27 protein-coding genes and 1 pseudogene are annotated in these 26,741 nt (G+C 40.9%); 20 read left to right on the plus strand and 8 right to left on the minus strand.

The annotated features are described in order from the left end of the window. The first annotated feature begins 3 nt into the window (after window positions 1–3). The 8 genes from D5S11_RS16435 (at window position 4) to D5S11_RS16470 (ending at window position 9,995) form a co-directional block, all read left to right on the plus strand. Complete coding sequence (locus D5S11_RS16435) at window positions 4–1,707, plus strand: phage tail spike protein (protein WP_108724866.1); 1,704 nt, start codon at window positions 4–6, stop codon at window positions 1,705–1,707. Between the two features lie 53 nt (window positions 1,708–1,760). Then, the gene (locus D5S11_RS16440; RefSeq protein ID WP_108724867.1) at window positions 1,761–4,325 is read left to right on the plus strand and encodes a peptidase G2 autoproteolytic cleavage domain-containing protein; all 2,565 of its coding nucleotides are present in this window, start codon (window positions 1,761–1,763) and stop codon (window positions 4,323–4,325) included. Between the two features lie 14 nt (window positions 4,326–4,339). Beyond that, window positions 4,340–6,163 carry a BppU family phage baseplate upper protein gene (locus D5S11_RS16445; RefSeq protein ID WP_108724868.1) on the plus strand — a complete coding sequence of 608 codons (1,824 nt, stop codon included), beginning with the start codon at window positions 4,340–4,342 and terminating at the stop codon, window positions 6,161–6,163. Next, a complete protein-coding gene (locus D5S11_RS16450) occupies window positions 6,160–6,522 on the plus strand; it encodes a hypothetical protein (protein ID WP_061582150.1) in 363 nt (120 codons plus the stop codon). The genes D5S11_RS16445 and D5S11_RS16450 overlap by 4 nt, the downstream gene beginning before the upstream one ends. Next, window positions 6,522–6,707 (plus strand): XkdX family protein, encoded by a 186-nt coding sequence (locus D5S11_RS16455; RefSeq protein ID WP_061582151.1) that lies wholly within the window; start codon window positions 6,522–6,524, stop codon window positions 6,705–6,707. Before D5S11_RS16450 ends, D5S11_RS16455 begins: the two co-directional genes overlap by 1 nt. Before the next feature lie 49 nt (window positions 6,708–6,756). After that, window positions 6,757–7,179, plus strand: a complete 423-nt coding sequence (locus D5S11_RS16460; protein WP_060560140.1) for a phage holin family protein — start codon at window positions 6,757–6,759, stop codon at window positions 7,177–7,179. A gap of 45 nt (window positions 7,180–7,224) precedes the next feature. After that, window positions 7,225–8,382, plus strand: a complete 1,158-nt coding sequence (locus tag D5S11_RS16465) for an N-acetylmuramoyl-L-alanine amidase (RefSeq protein WP_061582152.1) — start codon at window positions 7,225–7,227, stop codon at window positions 8,380–8,382. Between the two features lie 122 nt (window positions 8,383–8,504). After that, entirely contained in the window at window positions 8,505–9,995 is a 1,491-nt protein-coding gene (locus D5S11_RS16470; protein ID WP_108724869.1) for a glycosyltransferase, read from the plus strand. 93 nt (window positions 9,996–10,088) lie between these two features. On the opposite strand, the gene D5S11_RS16475 is transcribed toward D5S11_RS16470, so the two are convergent. Further along, on the minus strand, window positions 10,089–10,754 hold the full coding sequence (locus tag D5S11_RS16475) for a hypothetical protein (RefSeq protein WP_064107603.1): 666 nt from the start codon (window positions 10,752–10,754) through the stop codon (window positions 10,089–10,091). Window positions 10,755–11,268: 514 nt separating this feature from the next. On the opposite strand from D5S11_RS16475, the gene D5S11_RS16480 reads away from it, so the two are divergent. From D5S11_RS16480 to D5S11_RS20260, 3 genes are all read left to right on the plus strand, one after another. Further along, entirely contained in the window at window positions 11,269–11,514 is a 246-nt protein-coding gene (locus tag D5S11_RS16480) for a helix-turn-helix domain-containing protein (protein WP_108724870.1), read from the plus strand. A 94-nt stretch (window positions 11,515–11,608) separates the two neighbouring features. Continuing rightward, window positions 11,609–12,244 (plus strand): SIR2 family protein, encoded by a 636-nt coding sequence (locus D5S11_RS20255; RefSeq protein WP_234418066.1) that lies wholly within the window; start codon window positions 11,609–11,611, stop codon window positions 12,242–12,244. A gap of 133 nt (window positions 12,245–12,377) precedes the next feature. Further along, window positions 12,378–13,217: a hypothetical protein gene (locus tag D5S11_RS20260; protein WP_234418067.1), complete on the plus strand. Its 840-nt coding sequence runs from the start codon at window positions 12,378–12,380 to the stop codon at window positions 13,215–13,217. A 706-nt stretch (window positions 13,218–13,923) separates the two neighbouring features. Here the strand turns inward: D5S11_RS20260 and D5S11_RS16490 are convergent. Beyond that, the gene (locus D5S11_RS16490) at window positions 13,924–14,199 is read right to left on the minus strand and encodes a hypothetical protein (protein ID WP_099566867.1); all 276 of its coding nucleotides are present in this window, start codon (window positions 14,197–14,199) and stop codon (window positions 13,924–13,926) included. A 366-nt stretch (window positions 14,200–14,565) separates the two neighbouring features. On the opposite strand from D5S11_RS16490, the gene D5S11_RS16495 reads away from it, so the two are divergent. After that, complete coding sequence (locus D5S11_RS16495; protein WP_007409506.1) at window positions 14,566–15,132, plus strand: cysteine hydrolase family protein; 567 nt, start codon at window positions 14,566–14,568, stop codon at window positions 15,130–15,132. A gap of 229 nt (window positions 15,133–15,361) precedes the next feature. On the opposite strand, the pseudogene D5S11_RS16500 reads toward D5S11_RS16495, so the two are convergent. Both D5S11_RS16500 and D5S11_RS16505 read right to left on the minus strand, forming a co-directional pair. Beyond that, window positions 15,362–15,940 (minus strand): annotated as a pseudogene (locus tag D5S11_RS16500) (DUF421 domain-containing protein). 803 nt (window positions 15,941–16,743) lie between these two features. Continuing rightward, window positions 16,744–17,007: a hypothetical protein gene (locus D5S11_RS16505; RefSeq protein WP_032866282.1), complete on the minus strand. Its 264-nt coding sequence runs from the start codon at window positions 17,005–17,007 to the stop codon at window positions 16,744–16,746. Window positions 17,008–17,228: 221 nt separating this feature from the next. Between D5S11_RS16505 and D5S11_RS16510 the strand changes: the two genes are divergently transcribed. Then, window positions 17,229–17,537 carry an MGMT family protein gene (locus D5S11_RS16510; RefSeq protein ID WP_108724871.1) on the plus strand — a complete coding sequence of 103 codons (309 nt, stop codon included), beginning with the start codon at window positions 17,229–17,231 and terminating at the stop codon, window positions 17,535–17,537. Window positions 17,538–17,565: 28 nt separating this feature from the next. Here the strand turns inward: D5S11_RS16510 and D5S11_RS16515 are convergent, their stop codons facing one another. Beyond that, entirely contained in the window at window positions 17,566–18,174 is a 609-nt protein-coding gene (locus D5S11_RS16515) for a GNAT family N-acetyltransferase (protein ID WP_032866279.1), read from the minus strand. A 164-nt stretch (window positions 18,175–18,338) separates the two neighbouring features. Between D5S11_RS16515 and D5S11_RS16520 the strand changes: the two genes are divergently transcribed. From D5S11_RS16520 to D5S11_RS16550, 7 genes are all read left to right on the plus strand, one after another. Next, window positions 18,339–19,439 carry a type III polyketide synthase gene (locus tag D5S11_RS16520; RefSeq protein ID WP_032866278.1) on the plus strand — a complete coding sequence of 367 codons (1,101 nt, stop codon included), beginning with the start codon at window positions 18,339–18,341 and terminating at the stop codon, window positions 19,437–19,439. Further along, complete coding sequence (locus tag D5S11_RS16525; protein ID WP_032866277.1) at window positions 19,439–19,945, plus strand: isoprenylcysteine carboxyl methyltransferase family protein; 507 nt, start codon at window positions 19,439–19,441, stop codon at window positions 19,943–19,945. The genes D5S11_RS16520 and D5S11_RS16525 overlap by 1 nt, the downstream gene beginning before the upstream one ends. Window positions 19,946–20,017: 72 nt before the next feature. Continuing rightward, window positions 20,018–20,113, plus strand: a complete 96-nt coding sequence (gene fbpC / locus D5S11_RS16530) for a Fur-regulated basic protein FbpC (RefSeq protein WP_025284905.1) — start codon at window positions 20,018–20,020, stop codon at window positions 20,111–20,113. Window positions 20,114–20,296: 183 nt separating this feature from the next. Further along, the gene (dynA, locus tag D5S11_RS16535; protein WP_108724872.1) at window positions 20,297–23,875 is read left to right on the plus strand and encodes a dynamin GTPase; all 3,579 of its coding nucleotides are present in this window, start codon (window positions 20,297–20,299) and stop codon (window positions 23,873–23,875) included. A 68-nt stretch (window positions 23,876–23,943) separates the two neighbouring features. Then, a complete protein-coding gene (locus tag D5S11_RS16540; RefSeq protein WP_012117818.1) occupies window positions 23,944–24,201 on the plus strand; it encodes a YpbS family protein in 258 nt (85 codons plus the stop codon). Window positions 24,202–24,277: 76 nt separating this feature from the next. Beyond that, window positions 24,278–24,421 (plus strand): hypothetical protein, encoded by a 144-nt coding sequence (locus D5S11_RS16545; protein WP_003153570.1) that lies wholly within the window; start codon window positions 24,278–24,280, stop codon window positions 24,419–24,421. A gap of 93 nt (window positions 24,422–24,514) precedes the next feature. Further along, entirely contained in the window at window positions 24,515–25,402 is an 888-nt protein-coding gene (locus tag D5S11_RS16550; RefSeq protein WP_025284902.1) for a 5'-3' exonuclease, read from the plus strand. A gap of 5 nt (window positions 25,403–25,407) precedes the next feature. Here the strand turns inward: D5S11_RS16550 and sspL are convergent, their stop codons facing one another. From sspL to D5S11_RS16565, 3 genes are read right to left on the minus strand one after another with little or no spacing between them, the layout of a single operon-like run. Further along, window positions 25,408–25,536 carry a small, acid-soluble spore protein L gene (sspL, locus tag D5S11_RS16555; RefSeq protein WP_108724873.1) on the minus strand — a complete coding sequence of 43 codons (129 nt, stop codon included), beginning with the start codon at window positions 25,534–25,536 and terminating at the stop codon, window positions 25,408–25,410. Window positions 25,537–25,587: 51 nt separating this feature from the next. Continuing rightward, the gene (locus D5S11_RS16560) at window positions 25,588–25,980 is read right to left on the minus strand and encodes a reverse transcriptase-like protein (RefSeq protein ID WP_108725294.1); all 393 of its coding nucleotides are present in this window, start codon (window positions 25,978–25,980) and stop codon (window positions 25,588–25,590) included. A gap of 6 nt (window positions 25,981–25,986) precedes the next feature. Next, complete coding sequence (locus tag D5S11_RS16565) at window positions 25,987–26,667, minus strand: queuosine precursor transporter (protein WP_012117815.1); 681 nt, start codon at window positions 26,665–26,667, stop codon at window positions 25,987–25,989. Window positions 26,668–26,741 lie beyond the last annotated feature (74 nt).

Here is a 26,741-nt window from a genome sequence, read left to right on the forward strand (position 1 = left end):
TATATGGCGAATACAGATTTTATTAAAGTGATTGCCGGCGACGCCCAGCAAATATATAAAAAGCACCGTATTCTCGCATCACTGATCATTGCACAAGGATGCTTAGAAAGCGCTTGGGGCACAAGTGAATTGGCGACAAAAGGGCATAATCTTTTCGGTATGAAGGGCGAATACAACGGCCAATATGTCATTATGCAAACATGGGAAGTTATCAACGGAGAAAACGTACAAGTTCCGGCTAAATTCAGGAAGTACCCTTCGTGGAAAGAATCTATACAAGACTTGGCGAACCTGTACTTGAATGGCCTTAGCTGGGACAAAAACCATTATAAAGCTGTTGTCGGGGAAACAGATTATCAGAAAGCAACTGCGGCTCTCGTCAAAGCCGGGTATGCTACCGACCCAAATTACGCAACAAAATTGAACAGCCTCATTTTCACCTATAAATTAACGAAATATGATACATCAGAAGGAGTACCAGACGAACCGAGTAATCCAGGCACACCAGATCCTGAGCCAGACATACCAAGTAAAGAATATGATGGTAAAGACATTACGCTGAATCAAAATTTGCCGAAAGACGTTTATTTCCCTCAGCTGCATGTTTCCAGCCAAGACGGAAATCAAGTGGTCGAAGTCATCGGTGCTGATCCTGATTTATTAGATGATACCACCGGAAAAAAAGATATAGAGTTTACGATCACTCGGACTGCTGATAATGGCATTGAATATGATTTGCTTATAAATGACAATATCCTTTATTTGGACGAAAAAAAATTCAACCATCAAAAATACTTTATTACGATGGTTGAGGTTGATCAGGAAAAAACACTCAGCAAGAAAGTTTCTGCAAGCCATGTTTTCGTTGCCGTTTTGAACAATCATTATGTAGAAGAGACGATCAGCGGCACACTGACTGTACGAAAAATGCTTGATTTCACATTGAAGGGGACGAAATTCTCTTACATTTTCAAAGACAAGGAAAGTGAATTTAAAAGTGTGGAGCAGGAGAATTTTGGTGATAAGTTCGCGAATGAGCTGATAAGCGAAATTGTGGAAGACTACGGCTTAGAGCTTGATGTGGATAATTACAAGATATACGTTTATAAAAAGATGGGAAAGCGTATCAATCACACTCTCGACTCTCGTTATAATATGCCCGGCATTAAAATTAAAACATCGACAGACGGCTGCTCTACCCGAGCACGGGGATACGGAGCAATAAAGGAAAACAGCAGTACCGATAGCAAAAAAACGGAGTACGTCTTTGAGCCGGTCCTTTACAAGCACCCTGAGGAAAATAAGTTCCTGCTTGATGGCATGCCGCGGTGGGCTGAGCCACTGCGCGACGAGCGTTATAAAAAAGAGTCCAGCATGATGGAGGCGCTTAAAAAATACGTGAATCCTTACCCGAAAATGGAGATCGAGGTGGATTATGAATACATCTATGAGCTAAAGCTTCTTGACATACAAGATGATTTTTGGAAAGGAGACACACTTCATGTGTTGGCTGATACAGTTTATGGCGTAACCTATGAAGACGATGTCCGGCTGCTTTCTATTCAATATAAGCCCTTAAATCCATATGCAAAGCCAACATTGAACTTTGCTAATTTCCGTAAAGATATTCAGGATATCCGGATGGAGCAAGAAAAGCGATTAAAAGATCAAAAGCGTTATGTACAAAAATTGAGAATGATGATTTAGAAGCGCTCTTTTTAAGAGTGTTTTTTATTTTGTCTTGAAAGGAGAGTGACACATTGGGATTCAAGTTAATCAAGGATTATGACACCACTAGAAACGCAAGGTATATTGCTGAACAAAGAGCAGATGCTGAGACCGTTGAAAACGGATTGAATAGTCTTGAAAACGAGATAAACAGCCATAAAAAGAGCAATAAAGCCCACTCGTCGGAGCAAATTGACCACGGCGGCTTTTCTTTACGCTCATATATCGATGGTCTATATAACCGGATACGCAACCTGATTTTAAATGCTGATGGAACAAATGTAAAAGAAGTTGTGGATGCGCGGGTTGATGCTGAAGGAAATATAACTCCATTGCTCAAGGAGCGGCTGGATAAAGAGTATAACAAGCTTCTCCAAAAGATTAAACGAACCGTCAATGTAGATGACTTCGGTGCTGATCCAACCGGAGAAACCGATAGTTCAGAAGCGTTTAAAAGGGCAATTGGTACTGGTAAGGTTCGTCTCATGCTATCAGCCGGCACATATGTTGTTAAAGGAGTCAAACTTCCATCTTGGACATATATGATTGGTCAAGGTATGGGTGTCACTACACTTAAGCTCCATGAAGATACACCGGCCAGCGAGTGGGTCGTTACAAATGCTGATCATACGTTAGGCAACCGGAATATTGTTGTTGAAGGTATGTCTCTTGATTGGAATCCGGAACGTCAAGGCGGTGTAGGAGCGACTGGCGGGATACATTCAAGCTGCTTGACATTTGCACAAGTCAAGTTCGGTATCATCCGTGAAGTTGAGGGTATTAATCCGGGGTTGCATTGCTTCGATATAACTGCACCGACATATGATATAACTGCTAAAAACTATACCGCAACTGGCAGTAGGTATATTTGGATTGACCGCTGTGTTGGCTCTGGTTATGGTGACGATGGCATTACCACACACTACAGCGAATACGTTTTCATTACACATAATGTTATGACAAACCCTACCGGGAAGGCACATCGTAAAGGCGGGGCCAATTCAAACGGTATTGAAGTAGATGATGGTTCTAAGCATATCTGGGTGATTGATAACTATACTGAAGGTAACGTCCGCGGGGTAGAAGTTAAGGCCCATGCAGAATGGCCGGCACCTTGTAACGTCCATATTCGAGGTCATGAATCCTTTCGGGACGTCCGATCATTTGATTTGCGACACATTGGGCATCATTTAGCGACGGATCCGTGGAGTGAGACTGCACGTGATGTGACGTTAGTAGACTGCACGTCAAGAGAACCAAGGTTCAATTCGCTTTATGAAGGACTAGCTCCAAAGGCGCTAGTTGTTTCGGCATATCAGAGAGTGAAAATCATTGGTTTTACAGCGATTGGGGATCCGACATACGACTATAAAGGAGATTCAGTTATTGCATTTCAATATAAAAGTCGAAAGATAAACGTTACCAATCTTCAAGTAACTGGATTTAAAACTGCTGAATATGACATTCGGATTGTTGGCGGCGATCAACGAACAGATGATGTCTTCATTTCCGATTTTGCAAGCCATGAATCAGCACCTAACGGGATCGGAATAGGAGGCGGCGTATACAATGTAAATTTAGTTAATGGTTTACTGCACGGGTCGAATGGTATAGCGGGCATTACATCGCCGAATACTCAAACGAACATCCTTGCAGTAAGGGCTTATGGCTATAGAAACGCGGCAGTATTAGGTGACCAAAAGCACTCTGTCGTTCCTAATAACGTTAAAGGTGGTTTCCGCGCAGCAACATCTTCCGGGCATCCACTTACGAATTACAGTGCTATCATTGCAAATACCGGATCAACAATTGCAAAGGGTGAACGAAATCTGATTGCTGGTAACGCAGGTGGAGCATCTACAGAAGGATCACGAAATGGTGTAATGTTTTCGTACGATTCGCATACGACCGGAGACGGAGCTTCTTCGGGTGTTATGTTTTCAAAGGCTACAAAGAATAGTAAATCTTATTCCCTTGCGATGGGGCACGGTGATGGCAGCGCATCAGAAGCGAATAAAAAGATTGAACTTAATGCTAAAAATGGGACTGTTCGAGCTACAGGCGCTATTGAAAGTGTGTCTAATTTAAAGGACTTAGCGGAGTATTTTGAATCTGCCGATGGCTCAAAGATTGAGGCATCTTATCTTGTTGCGTTAGAAGGCGATAAGATTCGTAAAGCTCATGTAGGGGACAAGATTCTTGGCGTTGTTTCAAAAACAGCCGGCGTTGTGCTCGGTGGAGCATCGTTTTATTGGAATGATCGTTATCTCCGCGATGAATTTGGCGGACTGGTTTATCGTGAGGTGAATGATGGAAATGAAATTCTTAAGATCCCTGTTGAAAATCCGAATTATAAGCCTGAAGCGGAATACAAACCAAGAGAGGAAAGGGACGAGTGGCATGTAATCGGTTTGATCGGTCAAGTCTTCGTTAGGATCGACGAAACGGTAACAGTCGGCGATAGTGTTTCTGCCATCCATGGTGTTGCAACAAAGGCGGAAAGCGCCGGATACGGAACTGTTATGAAAATCAAAATTCCGTTCGATGTGAAAAAAGGTTACGGGGTAGCGCAGATGCTAGTTACGCCGCAGCATTAAGGGAGGAATCAAAGATGTATAAAACGGGGAGCGTGTCATTCGATATTAATGCCGGACGGTCAAACGGCCGAACCACTAACATACAATTTATGACGCAAGATACAGGCAGCGCCAAGCTGTCCTTTTCTTTTGTGAAGGATGGCGTACCGTTGCCTTTGTCAGCATTGGATGCAAAAATCGTTCTGCTATATGCTGACGGATCATTTTATAAAAAGAGTCTTACGCTTATAGACAAAGTCAATGGTACGGCTGAATACATTTTGTCTGATGAGGAACTGACGCATTACGGAACTGTTAAGGCTGAAATCAAACTATATTATACAAACGGACAATCCCTGGTAACTTCATTTTTCACCTTTTCTATCGCTAAAACGTTAGAAGATCAGAACATCATTCCGACAGCTGACTACTACATTGACGACTTTGAAACGCTGAGAGACGGGGTAAACCAAACCGTTAAAGAAATCAGTCAAACCGTTGGGGAATTACGGGAGAAATTTGCCGATCTCGAAGCTGTTGAAACGAAAAAGGGCTCGCAAGAAAAGGCTGACGCTGTTCAGGCGAATCTTGATAAGCACTCAAAGGATAAAAGTAACCCACATGGAGTAACAAAAGCGCAGATAGGGCTATCTGCCGTAACAAATGACGTACAAGCAAAGAAAGAGGATTTTGACAAACACACCTCTGACACTTCAAACCCGCACAAGGTTACTGCGGCACAAGTTGGACTTGATAAAGTCGATAATATCAAACAGGCTGATTACTATGCTTTTCGACAACACGATAACAACGGAGAAAGACATACATCAAAAATTGAAAAGGATAAATGGAATGCAGGACAGCTCTTTAAATTAACGGAAGATAATGGGCTGGCGAAGTATCTAAGCGGTGCTGATTTCAATACGGTAACGGATACAGGCTTATACTATATGAGCAGTGCCACGACAGCATTAAATGCGCCCGTGAATAATAACGGGTATCTGTTCGTCCACAACTACGGAACGTATGCATATCAGGAATATACGTCCTATAGCAGCAGCGACTCAACGTCGTCAGGCCGCCGAAAGTTTATGCGTAATAAAATCTCAGGCTCGGATTCTTGGACGTCATGGCGTGAGTTTGAGTCAGTGGAAGGGGCGCAGTCAAAAGTCGATGTTCATGCCGATAAAACGGACATTCACGTAACAAAAATTGAAAAAGACAAGTGGAATGGCGGCCAGATGACGAAGTTGACAAATGATGACGGAAAACGAACACAATTAGTAAATGAGACAGACGTTCTAGCGTTAAGTTCAGGTTATTATTATGCGAATGGCACATCAGTTAAAAACAATCCTGTTGTGAATGATAGCTCATGGTTTAACTATGATGTTATCGAAGGCGATTCCGGAAGAAAGTCTATCATAGCTTGGCGTAGCTATGATAATACTTTATGGCATGCTACGGTTCATACTAACGGTGTTTTTAAAGGATGGAAACGGCTCATTACAAATAATGATTTTGAAAATCCTGTGTGGCAAAATATTACGCTGAAAAACGGTGCTACCGTGGGGACACGCACGCCAATATATGCAAAATCGGGTTCTTTGTTGTTATTACGAGGTCACGTAAGGGTAGATGCAGAAATTATTTTTGGGTCAATACCAGTTGAGTACACGCCGATAGGAGGGGCTGTCGTTTCGGTTGCTCTAAGCGGAACAGGGGGAACGGCAAATTTGATTGTATACGATGATGGTGACTTAAAGATTAAATATCCAACGCCACTTGATTCAAATAGATTAGATGGTTTTTATATAGATGTATCTGTGCCGCTACAAACTGGAGGAACTGCAACATGATTCAAGCATACAAGTATGGAGAAGATTTTATTTTTATCGGACCTTCTATTATTGACGAAGTAGATGAGCAAGGAAATTATATTATTCCTGAAAATTGCACGCTAATTCAACCACCTTCATTTTTTAAGGCGAAATTTGATCCTAAAAAACAGGTATGGATAGAATCGGCTACACGAGAAGAAAAGAATTCTATATTAGAGCACGCAAAAAATGTTCAGGGACCAACGGCTGTTGATATTTTAAAACGGCAGAATGCTGTCATTATGGAGCAGTTGGCAGAAACTCAAAGCGCAGCCGAGGAACAGTCAAGAATATTGGCTGACTTGCTTCTTATGTTGGCAGAGGGAGGAAAAGCATAATGGATTGGTTTACAAATATCAAGACCATTTATGGCTGGGGCCGGAATTATTATACAAACGCGAATGTCGCCCGTTTTGTTGAATTGAACAGAATTACTGAAGAGCAATATAAACAAATCACTGGTTTAACCTATCCCGCTACAGAACAGCCAATCAGTGTGGATGTGGGCGGGATCGGGAGCTAATAAACACCCTAGAGGTGTTTTTATTTTGCCTCGAAGGAGGTGATTAACAATGGAGGGAATACAAGTGATGTTGAATGTTGAAAGCTTACAGATAGCAAGAACATATCTATTCGGGGAGGTGAAATACCTTGACTTGCTTCTGATCCTCAGCATCTTGGATGTTATTACTGGCATTATCAAAGCGTGGAAAATGAAGCAGCTCCGGAGCCGCAGTGCATGGTTTGGATATGTGCGGAAGATGCTCAGTTTTATGGTGGTCATCGTCGCCAACATTATTGACACGATAACAAATTTGAACGGTGTTCTGACCTTTGGAACCGTTCTTTTTTATATCGCAAATGAGGGCCTGTCCATCACGGAAAACTTGGCACAGATCGGCGTTAAAATTCCGGCCGTCATCACTGACCGGCTCCATGTAATTGAAAGCGACAACGATCAGAAAACAGAAAAAGACGATCAAGCAGCTGGTTAATCCGGCTGCTTTTTTGTATTTAAAAACAGAATAGGAGAGATTTTTATGTCAGCATACAGAAACCAATATATTGATATTAATAAATGGACGCGGCCGGGAATCAAAAACAACGGCGTGAAGAAACTGGCTGTACATTACACGGCAAACCCCGGCGCGTCTGCTGCCAATCATTATAGATATTTTGGCCAAACGCTCCCCGCACAGAACAGAAATCTATCTGAGAAAAAACAGACGTTTGCATCTGCACATATCTTTGTCGATCGTACAGAGGCTATTTGTATCATTCCGTTGAATGAGGTTGCCTATCATGCGAATGACATTCAGCAATTCGTCAACGGGCAGCCTTACCGGGGTGTCGCTGCGCTGAAACCGAATGCAAATTTCTTATCTATCGGCGTGGAGCTTTGCATTGAAAAGAACGGCACTTTTCATCCGGATACCATTGCCCGTGCAGAACAAGTTTGTGCCGAGCTGTGCAAAATGTATAAACTTGACCCAACCAATGATATTGTTCGACATTACGATATTACACATAAAATCTGCCCGGCTCCGTGGGTAAGCAACTCTAAAGGGTTTGCCGATTTTAAGAGCCGTGTTGAAAAGCGAATGGATGGTGTGGTTGTAACGGCGCCTGCATCAAATCCAGATGTTACCCATACAGATACAGGAAGATTCATCAAAAACACGGTGGTTTCAAGTGATGGGCTTGTTTTACGTACACAACGGAGCGCCTCTTCTTCCATGGTGCTTAACCTGCCGAATGGCACGATTGTAAAATATCAGCTTGGATCAACTGTCAACGGATGGGGATATGTTGAATACACCAATTCTAAAGGCCAGACATTCCATGGATATGTGAATGTCTCCTATATCAAAAGCGATAACGAGCTGAAAAGCGGCGGCAAGAAGAAAGCAACATCGTCAAAGCCTAAAACTACTCAAAAATCAAAATTCAGCCTGCCTGCGGGTATTTTTAAAGTCTCAAACCCGTTAACCCGAGGGGAGTCTGTAAAACAGATCCAGACTGCGTTAGCGGCTCTTCATTATTATCCAGATAAAAACGCAAAAAACTTTGGTATTGATGGTGCGTATGGACCGAAGACGGCGAATGCAGTGAAAAGATTTCAGGTGATGAATAGTTTAACTCCTGACGGAATTTATGGGCCGAAAACCAGAGTTAAGATTGAATCATTATTAAAATAACTAAAGCCCTCTTTATACAAGGAGGGTTTTCCTGTAATTATTCTCTTTTTATATGACTATTTCATTAAAATTTCATTTATAGTAATATAATCTAGTGAAAAAATATGAAAAGGGGATAAAATATGTCTCTCGTTAGTCCGGTTTTTTTATTTAATTCCTTAAATACAAAAAGAGGCGGTATGACCAAAGCAACAATACATAGAGCGAATACACTCGTTTCAGAGTATAAAGAAACTCAATTTCTAACCATTCTTTTTCAAAAGAATCATAAAAGTATCATTCAAAATCTTTATAATACCAATGAACTGGATGAAAGAGTGAAGGTTTATAATTTATTCAATGATCTAGATCCTTCTAAGAACAGTAAAGAAGATCATCGTATAAAAGGGAATTCGAATAAAGAAGAAGAAGGCTTCATCGTTTTTAAAGCAAACAATGCTTTCCGTTACTTCAAAGATGGTCTGTATGTAAAGTACAAAAAGTTCGATAACAATGGACGGCTTGCATATATTGATTACATGAATGAAGCTAGACACAGGCTTCGCAGAGAAGAATATAACGAGGAGGGTTATTTAGTACGTGAACGCCAAATGGATTTGTTCAGCAACAAACCAAAGTTAGATCGTTATTTCGGAAAGGATGGGAAATGTTATCTCACAACATGGTTAAAGCCTAAAGATGAAGAGATATTCCGCTGCAATCTTTTCTATCCCGAGCCTTTAGAATTTAAGAACCTAGAAGACCTGGCGGCATATTGGATAGCTAATCGAACAAAAGAGATTGAATCACCAATCATCATGTCTGACAACCCTAAAAATTTTAGTTTATTATTGGATAAAAGATTATCTGATGTGAGAAAAGTTGTTGTGTTGCACACTAATCATTACGATTTAAATGAGAAGGGTGAATTTGAATTAAGTCAACAATATAATGCTTTATTCAAGAACCCTGATAAATTTGATCAGATTGTGTTTTTGACTGAGGAACAAAAAAATGACTTTTCAAACGAGTTTGGAGAGCGATTGAATTATCGGGTTATTCCACATGGAATAAGTAAACCTGACACTGAGAAGGATAATTCTAAGGTTAATCCGCACCTAGCGGTAACTTTGTCCCGCTATCATAAAGAGAAGGGTCTAGAGGAAGCTATAAAGGCATTCAAAAAAGTAGTTGATGTTATTCCAGATGCGAAATACGAAGTTTATGGCGCGGGTGAGCATGAAACATACTTTCAAGAACTAATTGAAAAATTAAACTTAACGAAAAATATTGAATTAAAAGGATTTACAGACAACAAAATTGAGGTTTATCAAAAAGCAGCTTGTTCCATACTCACTTCAAAATCTGAAGGATTTGGACTAACCATTCTTGAAAGCTTAGCCGCAGGTACACCAGTAACATCATATGATATTAAATACGGCCCTAAAGATATGATACAGAACGAGAAAAATGGTTATCTTGTTAAAACCCAAAATGAATTGGCAGACAGGGTAATAAAAATCATGTCTGAAGAAAAAACAAGAAAGCGTTTGTCTAAGAGCACGAAGTCTATATTTAAAGGGTTTGGCCAAAAAGTTTATCAGAAAGCATGGTTTGCCTTGTTAAACGAATAAAAAGAAGCCTCTTTCATTTTGAAAGGGGCTTCTTAATAATTCAACTTTATTCTTATGTATGATGACCATTATAACTGATTACATTACGATTCCTCACCAAGTTAAATTAATATCAAAATCCTTTACATTTGTAGTCACATCTTTATCCGGCCAAAAATCCCATTTTATTCTGACTGATTTGATTTCATTGGGATCCTTCAATTTTTTTATTGGATAAAGCACATACCCTTCTTTTTTTGCTCCAGACATAATTTCTCCACCAATATCTTCACTGAGTGATAAACTGGCATCTATCTGTTCTTTAGTATTGGTAAGGAGGGTACCTTGGTTCGGGAAAGTTGAGATATCTTTTTTGCTTCCATTGTCAATGACAAAGTGAACAGCAATGGCCCCCTCAGCACCGGAGTCCAACGCTTCTTTTACAATGCTTACTTGATCAATCTTAAAAGTGGTGCCTTGGACTCGCTCAGACCAGTTTACATTATGGTGAGCGGCTGATTCATCTTCGCTTTGATCTGATTCATCTTGAATATTAGAGCTGCTCGGCTCAATACTCGTTGATGAAACAGGTTGTTCTTCCGTGTCATCTGTACCTTCAACTGGCCTGGACATATAAGAAAAACCAATAATGCCGAAAATCAAAGTTATAGGGACTAACCAATAACCTTTTTTTCTTGTCCTACGAAAAAATAAATAAATTAAACCTATTACAAAACCTATTGTCGAAAAAATTGTTAGAAACCCCATAAATAAGATCATAACTTCCCCCTAAATTTAAACGATGATTCCATTTTAAAGGAATAGAGGGTGTTTATCCATAGTTTATTTAAGCGAAGAAATAACGAATTGAAAAAAATGAAACAGAGGGAATTATTTCATGAAATCTATAGACAATTGTTTATAGAATGTGTATAATAAATATATAAGGAGGTGAGGAAATGCTAGACAACATGATAAAAATCCTTCAAATTATCTTCTACGTTGTATCTATCGGATGGATTGCCCAACAATCAAACGATAACGAGAAGAAAAATAAGAAGGATTAAATAGTTAGGGAAGCGAGTTAGCGGCTCGCTTCTCAATATTATTATAATCAGTCTAGCATAAAAAATGAAGAAAAATCAAAAATTCATCTTTTCGTTAATCCTTTTGAGTGTTGCAGCAATTGGTGTGCGTTCGTTTTGGACAAACTTATTTACAACCTCTGTAATGGCTATTGTAGTGGCATTAACAGTGTATGCTATCCTAAAAGACATCATAAGGAGAAGATAACATGGAATATCATTTAAACAACCGTCAGGAGGTCGAGGACTTCATTCGACGTGAAGTCCTCACTACCAAAGAAGCAGCAGAGTTGCTGGGAGTGAACCGCCAGCGAGTAAGCCAGCTTATAAGCAGTGGTAAGCTGAACCCGATTAAAAAATTGAGCGGCATCAGTTTATTTCTTCGAACTGATTTAGAGGAGAAGAAAAAAGAACTGGAAGCTGGTCGGAAGAAATATCGGCCGTATGATGAATAAAGTCCTGAAACATGCAGGACTTTTTAAAAGAAAACATCAAATATTTAACCAGATTTATGATATCATTTAATAAAATCATTAAAGAGGGGTCTCAATGACGACAATATTAGATGAGTTTATTAAAGAAAATGAATTCCCCACGGTTTTTATAGGGTCAGGAATTTCAAAGCGTTTTCTTGTGAATTTTCCAGATTGGCCTTCATTATTAAATGAGTATTGGGATCAACTAAAAGAGCCACAAAGCTTTTATGGGGTATTTAATAATATAAGAGATAAAAAAAGAAATCAAAATCCTAGCTTTTCAGAAAAAGAGTTAGATCATTATTCAAATATTGAAATGGGCACATTATTGGAGAATAAATTTAATAAAGCTTTTAACGAAGAAAGAATAAAAATAGATAAATTTAGTCCTAAAGATGCTTTTAATTCAAGAGTTTCTCCTTTTAAAAAAGCAATCGCTATCAGATTTAAAAGTTATGATTTAATTGATGAAATGCAAATGGAATACAATTCTTTTAAAAAAATGCTATCCAAAACACAAATAGTGTTAACCACAAATTATGACAATTTTATTGAGAATTCTTATAACGAATATAGTACATATGGATTAACCAAATTTATTGGGCAAAAAGGTTTTTTTCTACAAAATTATGGATATGCAGAACTTTATAAATTACATGGTTGTGCGGATAGCCCAGAGGACATAATAATAACTGAAGAGGAATTATAATAACTTTGATAAAAATTCTGTATTAATAAGTGCTAAAATAATTTCTACCATGATGCATTCGCCAATTATTTTTATGGGATATTCTTTAACAGACATAAATATTAGAAAAATAATTAAAGAATTCACTAGGTCATTGACCGATAAAGAAATAGAGATTCTTGAAAATAGACTTGTGCTCATACAACGTGTAGAAGGAGTTAATGAATTAGTTGAAGAAGTTGAAAGGGATAGAGATTTAGGATGCAAATTAAAAGTTATCAAAACTGATAACTTCAAACTTGTCTTTGATAAGCTAAGCGAAATAAATCAGGGTGTTGCCCCTACAGAGGTAAGGAAATATCAGCATGTAATAAAGGAATTGATAATTGATAGGGGTAAAAAGGGAACTCTAGATTCTGTATTAATTTCACCAATAGAAATTGATAATATACAAGAAGCCCTTCAAAATAAGAATATAACGGTTGCTTTAGGCGATTCTAAGTATATATTTCAAATACCCGATATCATTACTTATTCTTTAGACTATATTTCTGATAAAGATGAAATAGGGAATGAAATACGCATGAGGTTTGCTGTTAACCAGGCCTCTAGATCAAGGTTTCCAATTAATAAGTTCTTAAATGAAGAACTTATTAACCTGAGTGGCCTACATAAGACGGAAAAAGAAAAGCTGATACAAAAAATCGATTATTATTCTAATTTCGATCTGCATTATAACAAGATTGTTATTTCGTCTGTCTTACGGCAAAATTGTAATAATTTAAAAGAAATAACAGAATTAAAAACTAAAGAAGTAAATATATACGAAACATTATCCTATAATATTAGACGTTTAAATTTAGAAGAGTTAAAAAGTTATTTAATAAACGCTTTGACTGAATTGAAAGGGAAAGGTGAAATAAAGCTTTCAACTCAATTAAGAAGGCTGTTACTCCTCTATGATATTGTAAAAAACAAAGGGAACAACGCCTAATCACAAAGTGTGATTGCCATTGCTCCCCTGCGTAACTAAGTTTAGTTTATTATATTCTAATTATAAATATAATGTTACGAATAGTCAAGATAAACCTTAAAGCTTACTTAAGTGAGCTTTTTTTCTCATATCTCATTTTAGAATTAGATCTTTAAAGATCTAATTCAAGTCTGCTTTTATTTATGCTAAGTCCGTTACCTTTTCAGAACCACTTTAGCTTTGCTTCTAAACAAAGGAAACCAAAATTGCATAAGTCATTTAAAAAAATAACACAAAAATAACAAAAATCACATTCAAGGATGAAAATGCGTGAATTTGTTTCTGCTTTAGAAGTGCTCAAAAGCTTGAATTTAAAGGGAAATAACACGTTATGAAAGTGTGCGGTAAATGAACAACTTATTTATAATATGATTCCCAAAACGAAAAAAACCCTTGATGTGACAAGGGTTCAAGAGGGTTAGTGATCCGTTTTCTTTAAAATAACATCTTATTTTATCCAGATCGAGGATGCTTCCGAAAGTTTGCTGAACTTTTTGCGAGGCATCCTCTTTCATTTATTATTTTCATTGTTTGAATAGAAACAAATTGAGTGATGAGGCATCCGCCTTATTTCGCCGAAAAACCGTCCCGAACTATATGTACGTGAACGAGTATCTTGTGCACGAATTCTTACAAAAGAGAGTAAAAGAAGGGAAAGCCCCTGCTTTTAATTAATCCATCCTTCAAAAGTTGCGCGATAGAACCCTTCGATTATCTCTACTTTCTTAAGGTAATATGTAACACCATTCTTAACAGTTGTATTTGGGATATCCCATCTATGAAGGTAATCCATTGTAAAAGAATCTCTGGTCGCTTGTGTCGAAATTTTTGTTTGAGTTGAGTCGCTATTTGTATGACCAGGGCTAGATGCAAAAGCAGGGGCAGCGGAAACGAGTAAAGCGAGAGACAAGGCAGAACCAGTTAAAACTTTTTTTAATTTCATTTTGAACACTCCTTTGTTTTTTGATACACTTGTATTATTACATACAATACAAAAAGAACCAAGGGTTTTTTTGTTAATATTTTGTGAGCGTGAATGTAGTTAGGGGAGTGGATGGCGATAGGAGCGATGCTTTCATTCACTGTTGCGGCTTATTTCAGAATATTGATAAGTATATAGAGAAAAAGAGTTGAATATTGCTGGCTTCTGGTGAGCTGCAGCCTTTGAGTCAGTGTTTGCTTTAGCTATTCCAGCGCTTTTCCAACGGGGAAGGTGCGATATGAAATTTAACACTGAAACAATTGTACAAAAGTAAAATCTTTATTTAAAATGTTATAAATGCGAATTTTCAATATAGGAGGTTATCTGATGGCAGAAAAGAAAAAAGCTTTAATCATTGTGGATGTACAAAAAGCCTTTGATGATAAAAAGTGGGGAGACCGAAATAACGTAAAGGCGGAAGAAAATATCAGCAAAATACTGAAATTATGGAGAGAAAAAGGATGGACAGTCATATACATACAACATATTTCTGATAAACCTGGTTCTTTATTTTATCCAAAAAATGAGGGGGTTGCTATAAAGGAAATCGTTAAACCTATGGAAAAAGAAGTCATTATAACCAAAAAAGTAAACAGCAGCTTTATTGGGACTAATCTAGAAGAGCTTTTAAAAGCAAATGATATAACAACTGTCGTAATCACTGGCTTGACTACGCCGCACTGTGTTTCAACAACCACAAGGATGAGCGGTAATTTAGGATTTGATACATACCTGATTTCAGATGCAACAGCAGCCTTCGGAATGAGAGATCAAAATGATACATATTATGATGCAGAGACTATTCACAATATATCTCTGGCAACATTGCATGATGAATTTGCCACAATATTAACGACTGATCAATTAATCAATGATTTTATAAAAACAAACTGACTAACATTATGGCTAAGGGCGGCGGTAGGGATAGGCGGCTGAAAAGCATATTCAGGCGCATACAAGGACCTCTCGAAAAATACGGGGATTACCGACTCTTTTCATCGTCGCAATATCGATTGAAAAAGCCATCTGCTTCAGATGCTTTTTTTGTTTCTTGTAAACCGGTTTTGATCGGCGGTTAACGGTCTGATTCGGCGAATAACAAAAGGCTTTACTAATCAGCGAATTATTCAAGATTTTTTGGCTTATGCTGGGTCTGGTGACTTTTGATTTCCTCGAATATATTGGCTTGATCATCTTTTTGAGGCTGAGGCTCTTTGTTAAGACATTTTGGATCGATCACATTTTTAAGGTCTTTGATGGTTAAAGGCTTACAGTCATCTTTTAATTCGTAACCTAATTGTCCATTAGCTTATAAATTGGCATATTTAATTGTGTTTATGTTTGAAATGCCAAGAAGTCTTAAACGCATTTCGAGTTGATCTGCTGTCAGTCTCAGCTTCTTTAAGTTTTCTGAGTTGGCCGTCTTCTATAACGAATTTAGGTTTTCCGGTTAAAAAAGATTCAACCAGTTTACTTTTACTTGAAACCATTCCATCAAAATCAAAGCGCTAAAAAGGATAGACGCAGCGATTAATGTTTTCAATAAACTGGTTTCTAAAATGGGGTGAACGATAATCGTACCGATTGAAATCATCACCATTGTCTGTGCAATGGTCATTTGTGCTATGGATTTTCTCCCTGAAATTCTCAGTAAAATCATTCCGAATGCAATTATAATTAATTCTTCCCAAGCAAATCTCATGTTATCACCCTGGGTTGTGTTTTATCAAAAATAAAAGAGCAAGTAAGAGGTTTTATGGGGTACTTGCTCACGAAGAATTATTGCCCTTACATTTAATTTTATTCATTTTAGGTGTTTTTCTGATCGGGGATGTCCTGCGCCCCTCGTCCAAAAGAAGGTTTGATAACTAAAGAGGGGAGGAAAAACATTCCATGGCCTTTTGTTTACGTCAGCATATATCAAGAATAGAGTTACCTTAACATGAGCTGGGGAACTCAAGCGTCCATAGAAATGTTCTGAAGGATCTGGATTGATTCTTCGTAAAGAGTTGAGGCTCGGCTTTTGGATAGACATGTGATTCACTAAAGTGCTGCAGGATCCGATCAAAAAACCTATGGCAGGAGAGAATTTTAGATTATGTGTTTTTGCGTCTAAAAGCAGAAAACAGTACAACTGATAATGATCATCGGGTGAAATGAAATTACGCAACTAGGTGCTATATGTAGGATCAATTATAAAAGGCAGTGAAACTAGAAAAAGGGGCAAAGCCCCCTTCATATTAGTAACAGTGCTCATCATTCCCATACCAGATTCCGTTCCAGAAAGAAACTTCTTTTAGATACCAATTGTTCATATCCTCCAGAAGTTGCAAAAGCAGGAGATTCCGATACAAGTAGAGCAAGAGATAATTCAGAATCTGTCACAATTTTCAATTTTGACACTTCTTAGGTACATGTTAGCAATCATTTATTCTCTTATCGGCACGGTAACATACGGATTATTTTTAGTTGTTGCTTAGAACAAACATTCCGCGTCATGAAAAATCAGCTTTTGTAGACGGCTGTCCAAGTGCCATCAGCACCATGGAAGGTGATGTTGTCTAAATAATAGGTGATTCCATTCCGGTAAATTGAAGTAGGATAATCAGGTCCGGAACCATTAAGTATGAACGTCGCCAAAGCAGATACTTCCTTCGTTTTACTTTCTGCAGAAGGTGTATCAGCAGGACCTGCGGCAAAAGCAGGGGCGGCAGAACAGAGTAAAGCGAGTGATAGGGCTGAGCCGGCTAAAGCTTTCTTCATTTTCATTGTAAACACTCCTTTTCTTTTTTAATACAATTGTATTATTACATATTATGTTAAATAAGTACATGCTTATCTTTGTTAATTTTTTGTGAACAAACAGATAATCTATTTAAACGCAGAGATGAAATAAGTATGATGATGAAGCAATTATCATCTATAAATATAAGATCAGGAAGTGGCTGATTTTCTCAAAAATCATCTGCTCTTGCGAAATGGGGAGTTGCATGACATTTACGGAACGGGCGGTAGCCATTATCAAACAGATTCCTGAAGGAAAAGTGATGACGTATGGTCAAATTGCCGATCTTGCGGGAAGTCCGCAGGGAGCGAGGCAGGTTGTGAGGATTCTTCACTCCATGAGTAAAAAGCATCGTCTTCCTTGGCACAGGGTCATCAATGCAAAGGGCGAAATCGGATTGAGAGACGAAGAGATGTTTTCTGTACAGAAGCTGTCTCTTGAAGCTGAGGGGGTAGCGGTCACGTCAGACGGACGGATCGATCTCAATTTATACCTATATGATCCGAATATGTAAAAAAACCTGCCGTATATCGGCAGGTTTTTCAGTTATATGCTTTGAGCCGGCCAGAAAGGTTTTGCCGGATATAAGGCCATTCCTCCCGAAGGATGGAGTAGTAGGCGGTATCTCTGAGACCGCCGTCGACAGCCGGAATGTGTGCGCGGCGGATCCCTTCAAATTGGGCTCCGATCCGCAAAATCGCAGTCCGTGAGCGCTGGTTGCGAACGTCGGTTTTCAGCGTCACCCTGACAGCTTGCCACACGTCAAACGCATGAGTCAGCATCAGAAGTTTACATTCCGTATTGACACCAGTCCGCTGCACGGCAGAGGCATACCATGTGCTGCCAATCTCACACACTTCCGGAGCTGCGTCCGCCGGCCGCGTAAACACTTCCGCAACCATAAACCGCGTGCTTCCGACGATTCGGTCTGTTTCAAGACTCCGTACTGCAAAAGGCAATGCAAGTCCTTTTTCATAATCGGAAAGCGCACGCTCAATATAACGCTTTGTTTCTTCGATTCCGTCAGGGACATGGGTGTAAGCATAAGTCGTCCTATTTTCTGAAGCTGCTTCGCAAAGTGCCTGAGAGTGATCAATCGTCAGCAGCTCTAACTGAACGAGTGACCCTTTAAGAATGACAGGTGTCAGCATCCCAATCACAACCTTTTTTATGAATGGATCAAGTATAGCCGAACGGTTTCTTATTCAAAAGGGCCAATTTCCTATTAAAATGGCATGTCAGTGAAATCCTCGATTCAAACTTATGCATACATTCAGGAAAAAAGCGGAAACCTTTATGTAAAGAGGTGATGGGCATGGCATATGTGTTATCTGTCGGAACGAGCATTCCGAAGTATCATGTCTCGCAAGAAACGGCGGCGGATTTTGCGAGAGGGATGTTTGCCGATTCATTTAAGGATATTGATCGGCTGTTAAAAGCCTTTCAAAACGGCGAAATTGAATCAAGGCAGTTTGTCCGGCCGATTGAATGGTATAAAACGGCACGGGGTTTTTCAGAAAAAAACCGGCTGTATACGGAAGAAACCGTCAAGCACAGTGCGGATGCGGCACTTGATTGTTTAACAAACCCGGATTGTTTAACAAATCCCTTTCCATATGAAAAAGTGGATGCGATCTTTTTTATTTCCAGCACCGGGCTTTCGACACCCAGCATTGAAGCGAAAGTGATGAATCAGCTTCCGTTTTCTGCGAAAACAAAACGGATACCGATCTGGGGCTTAGGATGCGCGGGCGGAGCGGCCGGCCTGTCCAGGGCGTACGAATACTGCCGCGCGTATCCTGAAGCATACGTGCTTGTCATCGCGGCTGAACTCTGCAGCTTAACGTTTCAGCCGAACGACAAGTCAAAAAGCAACTTAATCGGAACTTCCCTGTTTGCGGACGGGATTGCCGCAGTACTAATGGGAGGAGAAAAGGCGAACCGAAACGACGTCAAACAGCCGCTTCTTCCGCGGATATTCGCCACTCAATCGGTGATGATGCCGGATGCGGAAGATGTGATGGGCTGGGAATTCACCGACAGCGGTTTTCAAGTCATTTTTTCAAGAGACATTCCTACCCTGGTTTCACAGTGGCTGAAGGACAATGTTGATGAATTTTTATTTGAATATGGTGTCAGTACTCACGACATTAAAACCTTTCTTGCCCATCCAGGCGGGAAAAAGGTCATTGACGCCTATTTAACGAGTCTTTCAATGGGCACCGGGCAGCTTGCGGCATCTCGGAAGGTGCTGCAAAAACACGGGAACATGTCTTCCGCAACTATTTTTCATGTGATAAAAGAACAGTTGCTCAACGGACGGCAGAAAGAAAACGAAAAAGGGCTGATCGGCGCTCTCGGGCCGGGATTTTCGTCTGAGCTTTTGCTGTTCAGCTGGGAAAAGGGGGCTTCTTAATGTTTTGGCTGTTTATCATGCTGGTTGCGGCCCAGCGGATTGCGGAGATGATCGTGGCCCGGCGCAATGAGCAAAAGGTGAAAAAGCAAGGCGCAGTCGAATACGGAGAAGGACATTATCCCTTTCTCGTCCTGATGCACGTGCTCTTTTTCGTCTCTCTTACAGCTGAGGTGGCGGCGTTTCAAAAAACGCTTTCTCCAAGGTGGGCCGCCATTATATGTATTATTTTATTTGTACAGGGGATCAGGTATTGGGCTCTATTATCATTAGGGCGGTATTGGAATACGAAAATCCTTGTCGTGCCGGATGCGGAGCTTGTCAGAAAGGGGCCGTACAGGTGGATGAAGCACCCGAACTACGCGGTCGTCATCTTAGAATTTATTTTTCTGCCGCTGTTATACGGAGCGTATTGGACACTGTTTCTCTTTTCGATTCTCAATGCCTGCATGCTCACTGTGAGGATTCGCGCCGAAGAGAAAGCGCTAGAAGAAAACACCGCAAAATAGAGATTGAAAATCATTCTCACTCATGATAAGATGTAAATATGAAAATGATTCTCATTCAAGGTGGTGCCGAAAATGACAATGTTATTTTTATTTGCAGCCGTTTGTACATACAGTGTTTTAATTGGTTTCGTATTGAAAAAAGTTTCGAATAAATCGATGTCTTCTTAAACATCTGCGGTTTTTCCTGCCGCGGGTGTTTTTTCTTTATCAGCTGCCGATATCGGCGGCTTTTTTGCGTTTCCTGAAGAAAAGTGAGCCATTCTTGTGTAAAATGGGGGAGAGGTTTTTTTCAGAGCTTTCTAAAAATGAAAAACGTCATTTGATGCGACAGACACAAAGGGGTAAAGACACATGACAGAAGAAGAACGCCATAACAGGGAGATTTTCAGCAGAACGGGTGCCTTATACGCACAATTTTTGGATCATCAGGATGAAAAACGGGCCGATCAGCTCGCGGCCATTATGAAAAAAGCGGCTGATGAAGAGGTTTATATCGCGTTTACCGGGCATTATTCGGCCGGAAAGTCCTCTTTATTAAACACATTGCTCGGTGAAGACATACTGCCGACAAGCCCGATTCCCACAAGCGCCAACCTCGTTGTCATCCGGCACGGTGAAGATAAAGTCGTGCTTCATACGACGGACGGGGCTTATGCAGAGATCAAAGGAAGTTACGATAAAGAACAAGTGCAGCAATTCTGTAAAGACGGTGAGCAAATTGAAACGGTGGAAGTCTATGCCGGCTTTAAGGAGTCAGAGCCTTATGCGGCCTACATTGACACACCGGGAATTGATTCGACGGACGAAGCGCATTTTTTATCTGCCGCTTCAGTTCTCCATCAGGCTGACGCTTTATTTTACGTCGTTCATTATAATCACGTCCATTCAGAAGAAAATATGCTGTTTCTCAGCTCCATCAAAGACCGTATTCCGAATTTGTTTCTGATCGTCAACCAAATTGACAGACATGATGAAACTGAAACGAAGTTTGAAGAGTACCGCAGGCAGGTGGAAGACATGCTTGAAGGCGCGGGAATACCGAAAGAATCGCTTTTCTTTACGTCTGTCACTGAGCCTGACCATCCTTTAAACGGCATGGAACAGCTGAAAAAACATCTGCAGAAGCTGAAACAGCAGGCAAAAACAAATTTATGGTCCTTAACGGAGAGAAAAGTCGCACACTTAGTCAAAGAGCATACAGAGATGCTCGTAAAAGAAGATAAAAACGGCAGCGGAGAGCAGTTTGACAAACAAGAAGCACTTGTCCGTTCTGTTGAAGATGAGCTTAAAAAAGCCGTTCAACAGGCTGAAACAGCAGAGAAAGACATCAGAAAAGACGTGCAGAACATATTGCAAAACGCTAATCTGACACCCTTTGAGATGAGGGTGCTTGCATCTGCTTATATTGAATCACAGCAGCCATCATTTAAAACCGGATTATTCTTTTCAAAAGCGAAAACAGCTTCGGAAAAAGAAAGAAGGCATGCTGAATTTTTTGCCGATATTAAAAAAAGAACGGAAGGGGAAGCGGATTGGCATATTATCGACACATTTACGAAAGCGGCCAAGCGGTATGAAGCGGATTCGGACGAACTGATCAAGAAAATCCAGGCGTACCGCACACCGCTTTCTGATGATATCACCGCTCAGGCCCTTAAGCAGGGAGCGGCCTTTTCATCTGAATACGTATTAACTTATACGAAAGACCTCGCTGAAATGATCAGAAGGGAAGCCAAAAGACAGACAGCGGAACTCATTGAGGAGCTGACCGCTTATGTTCAGACAAAAAACGGACCGCTCATTGAGAACTTGAAAAACCGGCTCGAAAAAGAAAAGAAAATAAGGGATGAGCTCGCGCAATCGGCAAAAGAAGAACGCAATGCCTTGGAAAAAGCAGCCCGCGTCCGCGCTTTGTGGGAAGAAGAATTGACCTGTGATACGGGAAGCGGCGACTGGTATACGCGAAAAAAACGCCTTGCAAAAGCGCCCGTCCAAAAGAAACCAAAAGAGGCTGTACAGCATGAAGTAAGCAAGCCCGAAAAAAATGCGATGAAGGAACTTCCTATAAAAGAGCAGACTGATCGGTTCTATGAGCTTGCCGGGATTCTTGAATCCTCGAGCATATTAGGAAAACAGGCAGAAGCCTTTCGAAGCAGGATTGAGCGGCTTGAAAACCGCCAGTTTACCTTGGCGTTATTCGGCGGATTCAGTTCCGGTAAATCATCATTTGCAAATGCGCTTGTCGGTGAATACGTGCTGCCATCATCACCGACGCCCACAACGGCTACGATCAACAAAATAACGAAACCGCAAGACGGCAAACCGCATAAATCTGCGGAGATCGTTTTTAAAACGGAGGAGGAGCTGGACGCTGAAATGCTTCAGCTGACTGAGCTGAAAGACGCTGATGTAAAGGGGCGTTCACTGAAAGAGAGATGGAATTATGCCATTAAAAAGGGAAAAATTCCGGATGAACTCATCCCGGTGATTCAGACGATGCTGCAGGCGTTTGATACGTACGAAGAACAGATCCGTCAAAGGCTGACACTGACGGTGCCGGTTGAAGATTTAAAACCGTACGCAGCCGAAGAAAAAACGGCCTGCTGCGTAAAAGAAGTCACCGTGTATTATGATTCGCCTCTCACGCAAAAAGGCATCACCATTGTTGATACGCCGGGAGCAAGCAGTATAAACAAGCGCCATACGGAACTTGCCTTTCAATATATAAAAGATGCTGACGCGTTCTTTTATATGACGTACTATCAGCATTCTTTTTCAAAAGGAGACAGGTCTTTTCTGAAGAAACTCGGCCTCGTCAAAGAATCATTCGGCATGGATAAAATGTTTTTTGTCATTAACGCCGCCGATCTGGCCAAAACCGAAAGCGAGCTGGAAACCGTCAAAGACTATGTCCGCTCAGAACTCTCAAAAGAGGGAATTAACCGGCCGAAATTATATCATGTTTCAAGTAAAGAAGAGCTTGCGGGTAAAAAAGAAGCTTTTTATAACAGGTTCTCTGATGTAAGAACCGGGCTTGAGCACTTTATTGAGGAAGATGTAATGAGGGCCAGCTGCGCCCAGCTGAAAACAGAGGCGGGCAAATTGTGCGATATGGTGGAACAGCTTCACGAATCTCTTCACCAGTCGGCAGAAGAAAAAGAGAAAAAGAAACAGCGTCTGGAGTCTTCCTATGAAAAAGCTCTCGCTGACATTTCAAAGCGCCGTACGTCTGAGGTCATCATTCGAAAAGTGATGAAAGATACGAAAGAACAGCTCTATCACATTAAACATCGCCTGACGTTTTATGCGAATGATATGCTGAAAACCGCCTTCCATCCGGGTCTTCAAAACGGTGATTGGAAACAAAATATATCAGCGGCGCTGAATGAAGCGCTCAAGGAATTCCGTTTTGAATATATTCAAGAGCTGAAAACGCTCGATATCCGGATGACCGGTTTTATTGAGCGTCATATGACTGAGGAATGGATGGAAAACTGTCAGAAGAAGCTTATGGAAGACGGAAATTTCTCCATTTATGTGAGCGGTGAAAACGAATTTGCCGTTCAGCTGAAAGAGGTCGCTCCGGTCATTGACGTCTCGGCATTCTCACATCACGTAAAGGAAGTTAAATCACCGAAGCAGTTTTTTGAACAGAACGGAAAAGCAGCGTTTGTAGAAGGGCTCAGGCTCAGCCTGCAAAAAGTGACAGAAAAGTGGCTTGAGCAGGAGAAAGAAAGCCTTTCAGAGCGATATGCTGAGCAGGTGCGCCGTCTGCAAGAAGACATGGCGGATAAAAGCCTGTCCCAGATCCGCGAGCAGCGGGACACTTATTTACAAGGTCTTGCGGAAAATACGAGTGCAAGGGAAATTGAACACCTTTACGAAGCCGAAAAAGCATGGAAAAAGAAAGATGAAATGCTGAAAATTTAAAAATCCGGTTGGCGGGCAGATAACAGTCATGGTAGACTAAAATGAAAAAAAGCGAGATGAAACCTTTTATGTCAGAAGTCCATAAAGCAATTTCAGCACATTCCGCAAAACAGCATCAGCACGTCAAAACATTTGTACAGCTTGATTATGAGCGTGAACAGGCCATTGAAGAAGCAATTGTAAAATGCAGACAGAATAAACCGTTCACGACAGATGCCATCAATGGCATCACCGCAAAAATGAACCAGCTGGCGAAAAAGGGCATCGTGCCGCAAAGACGATTCGTAAGTGAAGAGATGGTGAAAGAATTCGTCAGCAGACAGTAATGGATGAACCTGCCGCGTGTGTCATCAGCGCTTGCTGTACATACTATCCGTATCTTCTCTAAAGGGGGATATGACCATGGGCAGAACAAAACTGGGAAACAGAAATGCTCAGCAGAATAACAATGCCAAAAAGAAAAACGGCTTCGGACAGAAATTTGATTCTTATGCCGGCCGTGAAGCTGAAAAGCTGATGGCAAGCAATAAAAGACACGGTGAATAACGTGACGGCAGCATCTTCCAAATGGGGGGATGCTGTTTTTTTACCGCCTTCTTTGGTAAAATAGGAACATTGAATAAAAAGGAGTTTCGATATATGAATAATAAATTACTGCTCGTTGACGGCATGGCGCTTTTGTTCCGCTCGTTTTTCGCGACGGCCGTTCATCGCAATTTTATGATAAATGAAAACGGAATTCCCACAAACGGCGTCAACGGTTTTTTAAAGCATCTTATTACGGCGGTTGATACGTTTCAGCCCACACATGTCGTCTGCTGCTGGGATATGGGAAGCAAAACGTACCGCAATGATTTGTTTCAAGATTATAAGGCCAACAGAAGTGAACCGCCGCTAGAGCTGATTCCGCAATTTGATCTAGCGAAAGAAGCAGCGCGAGAGCTCGGTTTTTTAAACATCGGCATAAAAGGCTATGAGGCGGATGACTGTATCGGTACGCTTTCTGCCCTATTTTCCGGGGAAGCGGAAATTACGATTGTAACGGGTGATAAAGATCTGCTTCAATTGCTGAATCATCAAGTTCGAGTAGCGCTGCTGCAAAAGGGTATCGGCAATTATAAGGTATATACAGATGAGATATTCAGAGAAGAAACGGGAGTTCCGCCAAAAGCGCTGATTGACATTAAGGCGCTGATGGGAGACACGAGCGATAACTATCCCGGCGTTAAAGGGATCGGGGAAAAAACGGCGTACAAGCTGATCCGTGAATATCAAAACATAGACCGGTTATTAGAAAGCCTCGCTCTCTTGCCGAAGGGCCAGCAAACGAAAATTCAGCAAAGCTTGAAAGAATTGGAGCTGTCAAGGCAGCTTGCTGAAATACATTGCGAGGTGCCGTTAGTCTGTACGCTTGAAGAAGCGCTTTTTTCATTAAAGATGGAAGAGGCTGCATTAATGCTGAGACGTCATCAGATAAAAGGAATTGAAAGGATGCTCGAAAAGCTGAACGCCAGAGAGATAAGCTGATCCCTCTAGCGTTTTGTATTGCTTTTTTTTGCGTTGTTTTCAAGGGCTGATTTCGGGTCTTTATGCGCATTTCCTTCCATATTTCCCTGAGGATTCACGCCCCCGGTCAGCTGGCCTTTATTTTCTTTTCTCATAGCTGTTCACCTCATTTGTAGGATGAACAGTGAGACGCAATTTCATTCCGGTTATTTATTCAGCCGAATCGCTTTTTTTGCAAGCTGATCGGCTGTTTGGTTTTGTCTGCCGGGAATCCACTTAATGAAAAACAATGGAAATCCGGACTTTAAGCGGATGATTTCGTCAACAAACGGCTGGAAAGCCTTGTTTTTAACCGCTTCAAGATCTGCGGCCCGCTCCACGATATCCGAATCCGTCCGGAATGACACGGACTCATATCCGCGGGCGGCACACAGCTTCATTCCTTCAATTAAAGCGAGAAATTCAGCTTCCTGATTTGATTGGTCGCCGATCGGAATTGAGAAAGATTCTGTTTTCCCGTCATGTTTAATAAAAATACCGATACCGGACGGGCCCGGGTTTCCGGCGCTTGCACCGTCTACATAAATTTCAGCGGGCATCATCCGTCACTCTCCATTCGGTGTCATTCGTTTTGCCGCATACGCATAAGGGACAGAAATGAGTGATACCGCAAATTTAATCAGGTAAGTTGAAATGAAGATGCTGAACCATACTCCCGCGGAATAAACGCCGATAAAGGCCACGGCAGTGAAGATAAATGTATCCAGCAGCTGGCTGAGCGCCGTGCTTCCGCTGTTTCTGAGCCAGAGAAGCCTGTCTGAAGGAAAGATTCTCCGAATGGCTGAATATACATAAACATCTATCGTTTGGCTGAAAATAAAAGCCAAGAGGCTTCCGAGCGCAACACGCGGCAGAAAACCGAAAATCGTCTCAAGGGCAGGCTGTGCGATATCTGATGCAGCCGGTTTATATAAAAGAGCCCCCTGCATGGCGCATGTCAAAGCGAGTAGAGTGGAAAACCCGAGCCAGACGGCTTTGCGCGCTTCCCTGGGACCGTATTTTTCATTCAGCACATCCGTTGCGAAGAAAACGGTGCCGTACATGATATTTCCCAGTGTCGCCGTAAGCCCGAACAGCTCGACTGTTTTGACAACCTGCAAGTTGGCGCACACCGTGGCGAAACCGATCCATACGAATAGGCCCGTTTTGCCAAATCCTTTATAAAACAGAAGAACAATGATAAAATGAATGACCGCAAATAAGATCCATAACACATCGTTAAACAAAACCTGCTGACTTCCTTTCAATTTGAGAATGGTTTGATTATAGCACACGCCCGTCAACTAATGAATGGTAAGGT

It is taken from the genome of Bacillus sp. L75 (genome assembly GCF_003676355.1).
Classification (GTDB): domain Bacteria; phylum Bacillota; class Bacilli; order Bacillales; family Bacillaceae; genus Bacillus; species Bacillus velezensis.

Bases quoted from the DNA above. Each gene is read 5' to 3' on its own strand.
- D5S11_RS16480 (WP_108724870.1), top strand. From the start codon at position 11,269: ATGGAATATCATTTAAACAACCGTCAGGAGGTCGAGGACTTCATTCGA.
- D5S11_RS16495 (WP_007409506.1), top strand. From the start codon at position 14,566: ATGGCAGAAAAGAAAAAAGCTTTAATCATTGTGGATGTACAAAAAGCC.
- D5S11_RS16475 (WP_064107603.1), bottom strand. From the start codon at position 10,754: ATGATCTTATTTATGGGGTTTCTAACAATTTTTTCGACAATAGGTTTT.
- D5S11_RS16540 (WP_012117818.1), top strand. From the start codon at position 23,944: ATGTCAGAAGTCCATAAAGCAATTTCAGCACATTCCGCAAAACAGCAT.
- D5S11_RS16470 (WP_108724869.1), top strand. From the start codon at position 8,505: ATGTCTCTCGTTAGTCCGGTTTTTTTATTTAATTCCTTAAATACAAAA.
- D5S11_RS16505 (WP_032866282.1), bottom strand. From the start codon at position 17,007: ATGAAAATGAAGAAAGCTTTAGCCGGCTCAGCCCTATCACTCGCTTTA.
- sspL (WP_108724873.1), bottom strand. From the start codon at position 25,536: ATGAGAAAAGAAAATAAAGGCCAGCTGACCGGGGGCGTGAATCCTCAG.
- D5S11_RS16560 (WP_108725294.1), bottom strand. From the start codon at position 25,980: ATGCCCGCTGAAATTTATGTAGACGGTGCAAGCGCCGGAAACCCGGGC.
- D5S11_RS16545 (WP_003153570.1), top strand. From the start codon at position 24,278: ATGGGCAGAACAAAACTGGGAAACAGAAATGCTCAGCAGAATAACAAT.
- D5S11_RS16435 (WP_108724866.1), top strand. From the start codon at position 4: ATGGCGAATACAGATTTTATTAAAGTGATTGCCGGCGACGCCCAGCAA.
- D5S11_RS16460 (WP_060560140.1), top strand. From the start codon at position 6,757: ATGGAGGGAATACAAGTGATGTTGAATGTTGAAAGCTTACAGATAGCA.
- D5S11_RS16515 (WP_032866279.1), bottom strand. From the start codon at position 18,174: ATGCTGACACCTGTCATTCTTAAAGGGTCACTCGTTCAGTTAGAGCTG.
- D5S11_RS16450 (WP_061582150.1), top strand. From the start codon at position 6,160: ATGATTCAAGCATACAAGTATGGAGAAGATTTTATTTTTATCGGACCT.
- D5S11_RS16445 (WP_108724868.1), top strand. From the start codon at position 4,340: ATGTATAAAACGGGGAGCGTGTCATTCGATATTAATGCCGGACGGTCA.
- D5S11_RS16465 (WP_061582152.1), top strand. From the start codon at position 7,225: ATGTCAGCATACAGAAACCAATATATTGATATTAATAAATGGACGCGG.
- fbpC (WP_025284905.1), top strand. From the start codon at position 20,018: ATGACAATGTTATTTTTATTTGCAGCCGTTTGTACATACAGTGTTTTA.
- dynA (WP_108724872.1), top strand. From the start codon at position 20,297: ATGACAGAAGAAGAACGCCATAACAGGGAGATTTTCAGCAGAACGGGT.
- D5S11_RS16455 (WP_061582151.1), top strand. From the start codon at position 6,522: ATGGATTGGTTTACAAATATCAAGACCATTTATGGCTGGGGCCGGAAT.
- D5S11_RS16525 (WP_032866277.1), top strand. From the start codon at position 19,439: ATGTTTTGGCTGTTTATCATGCTGGTTGCGGCCCAGCGGATTGCGGAG.
- D5S11_RS20255 (WP_234418066.1), top strand. From the start codon at position 11,609: ATGACGACAATATTAGATGAGTTTATTAAAGAAAATGAATTCCCCACG.
- D5S11_RS16520 (WP_032866278.1), top strand. From the start codon at position 18,339: ATGGCATATGTGTTATCTGTCGGAACGAGCATTCCGAAGTATCATGTC.
- D5S11_RS16490 (WP_099566867.1), bottom strand. From the start codon at position 14,199: ATGAAATTAAAAAAAGTTTTAACTGGTTCTGCCTTGTCTCTCGCTTTA.
- D5S11_RS16550 (WP_025284902.1), top strand. From the start codon at position 24,515: ATGAATAATAAATTACTGCTCGTTGACGGCATGGCGCTTTTGTTCCGC.
- D5S11_RS16510 (WP_108724871.1), top strand. From the start codon at position 17,229: ATGACATTTACGGAACGGGCGGTAGCCATTATCAAACAGATTCCTGAA.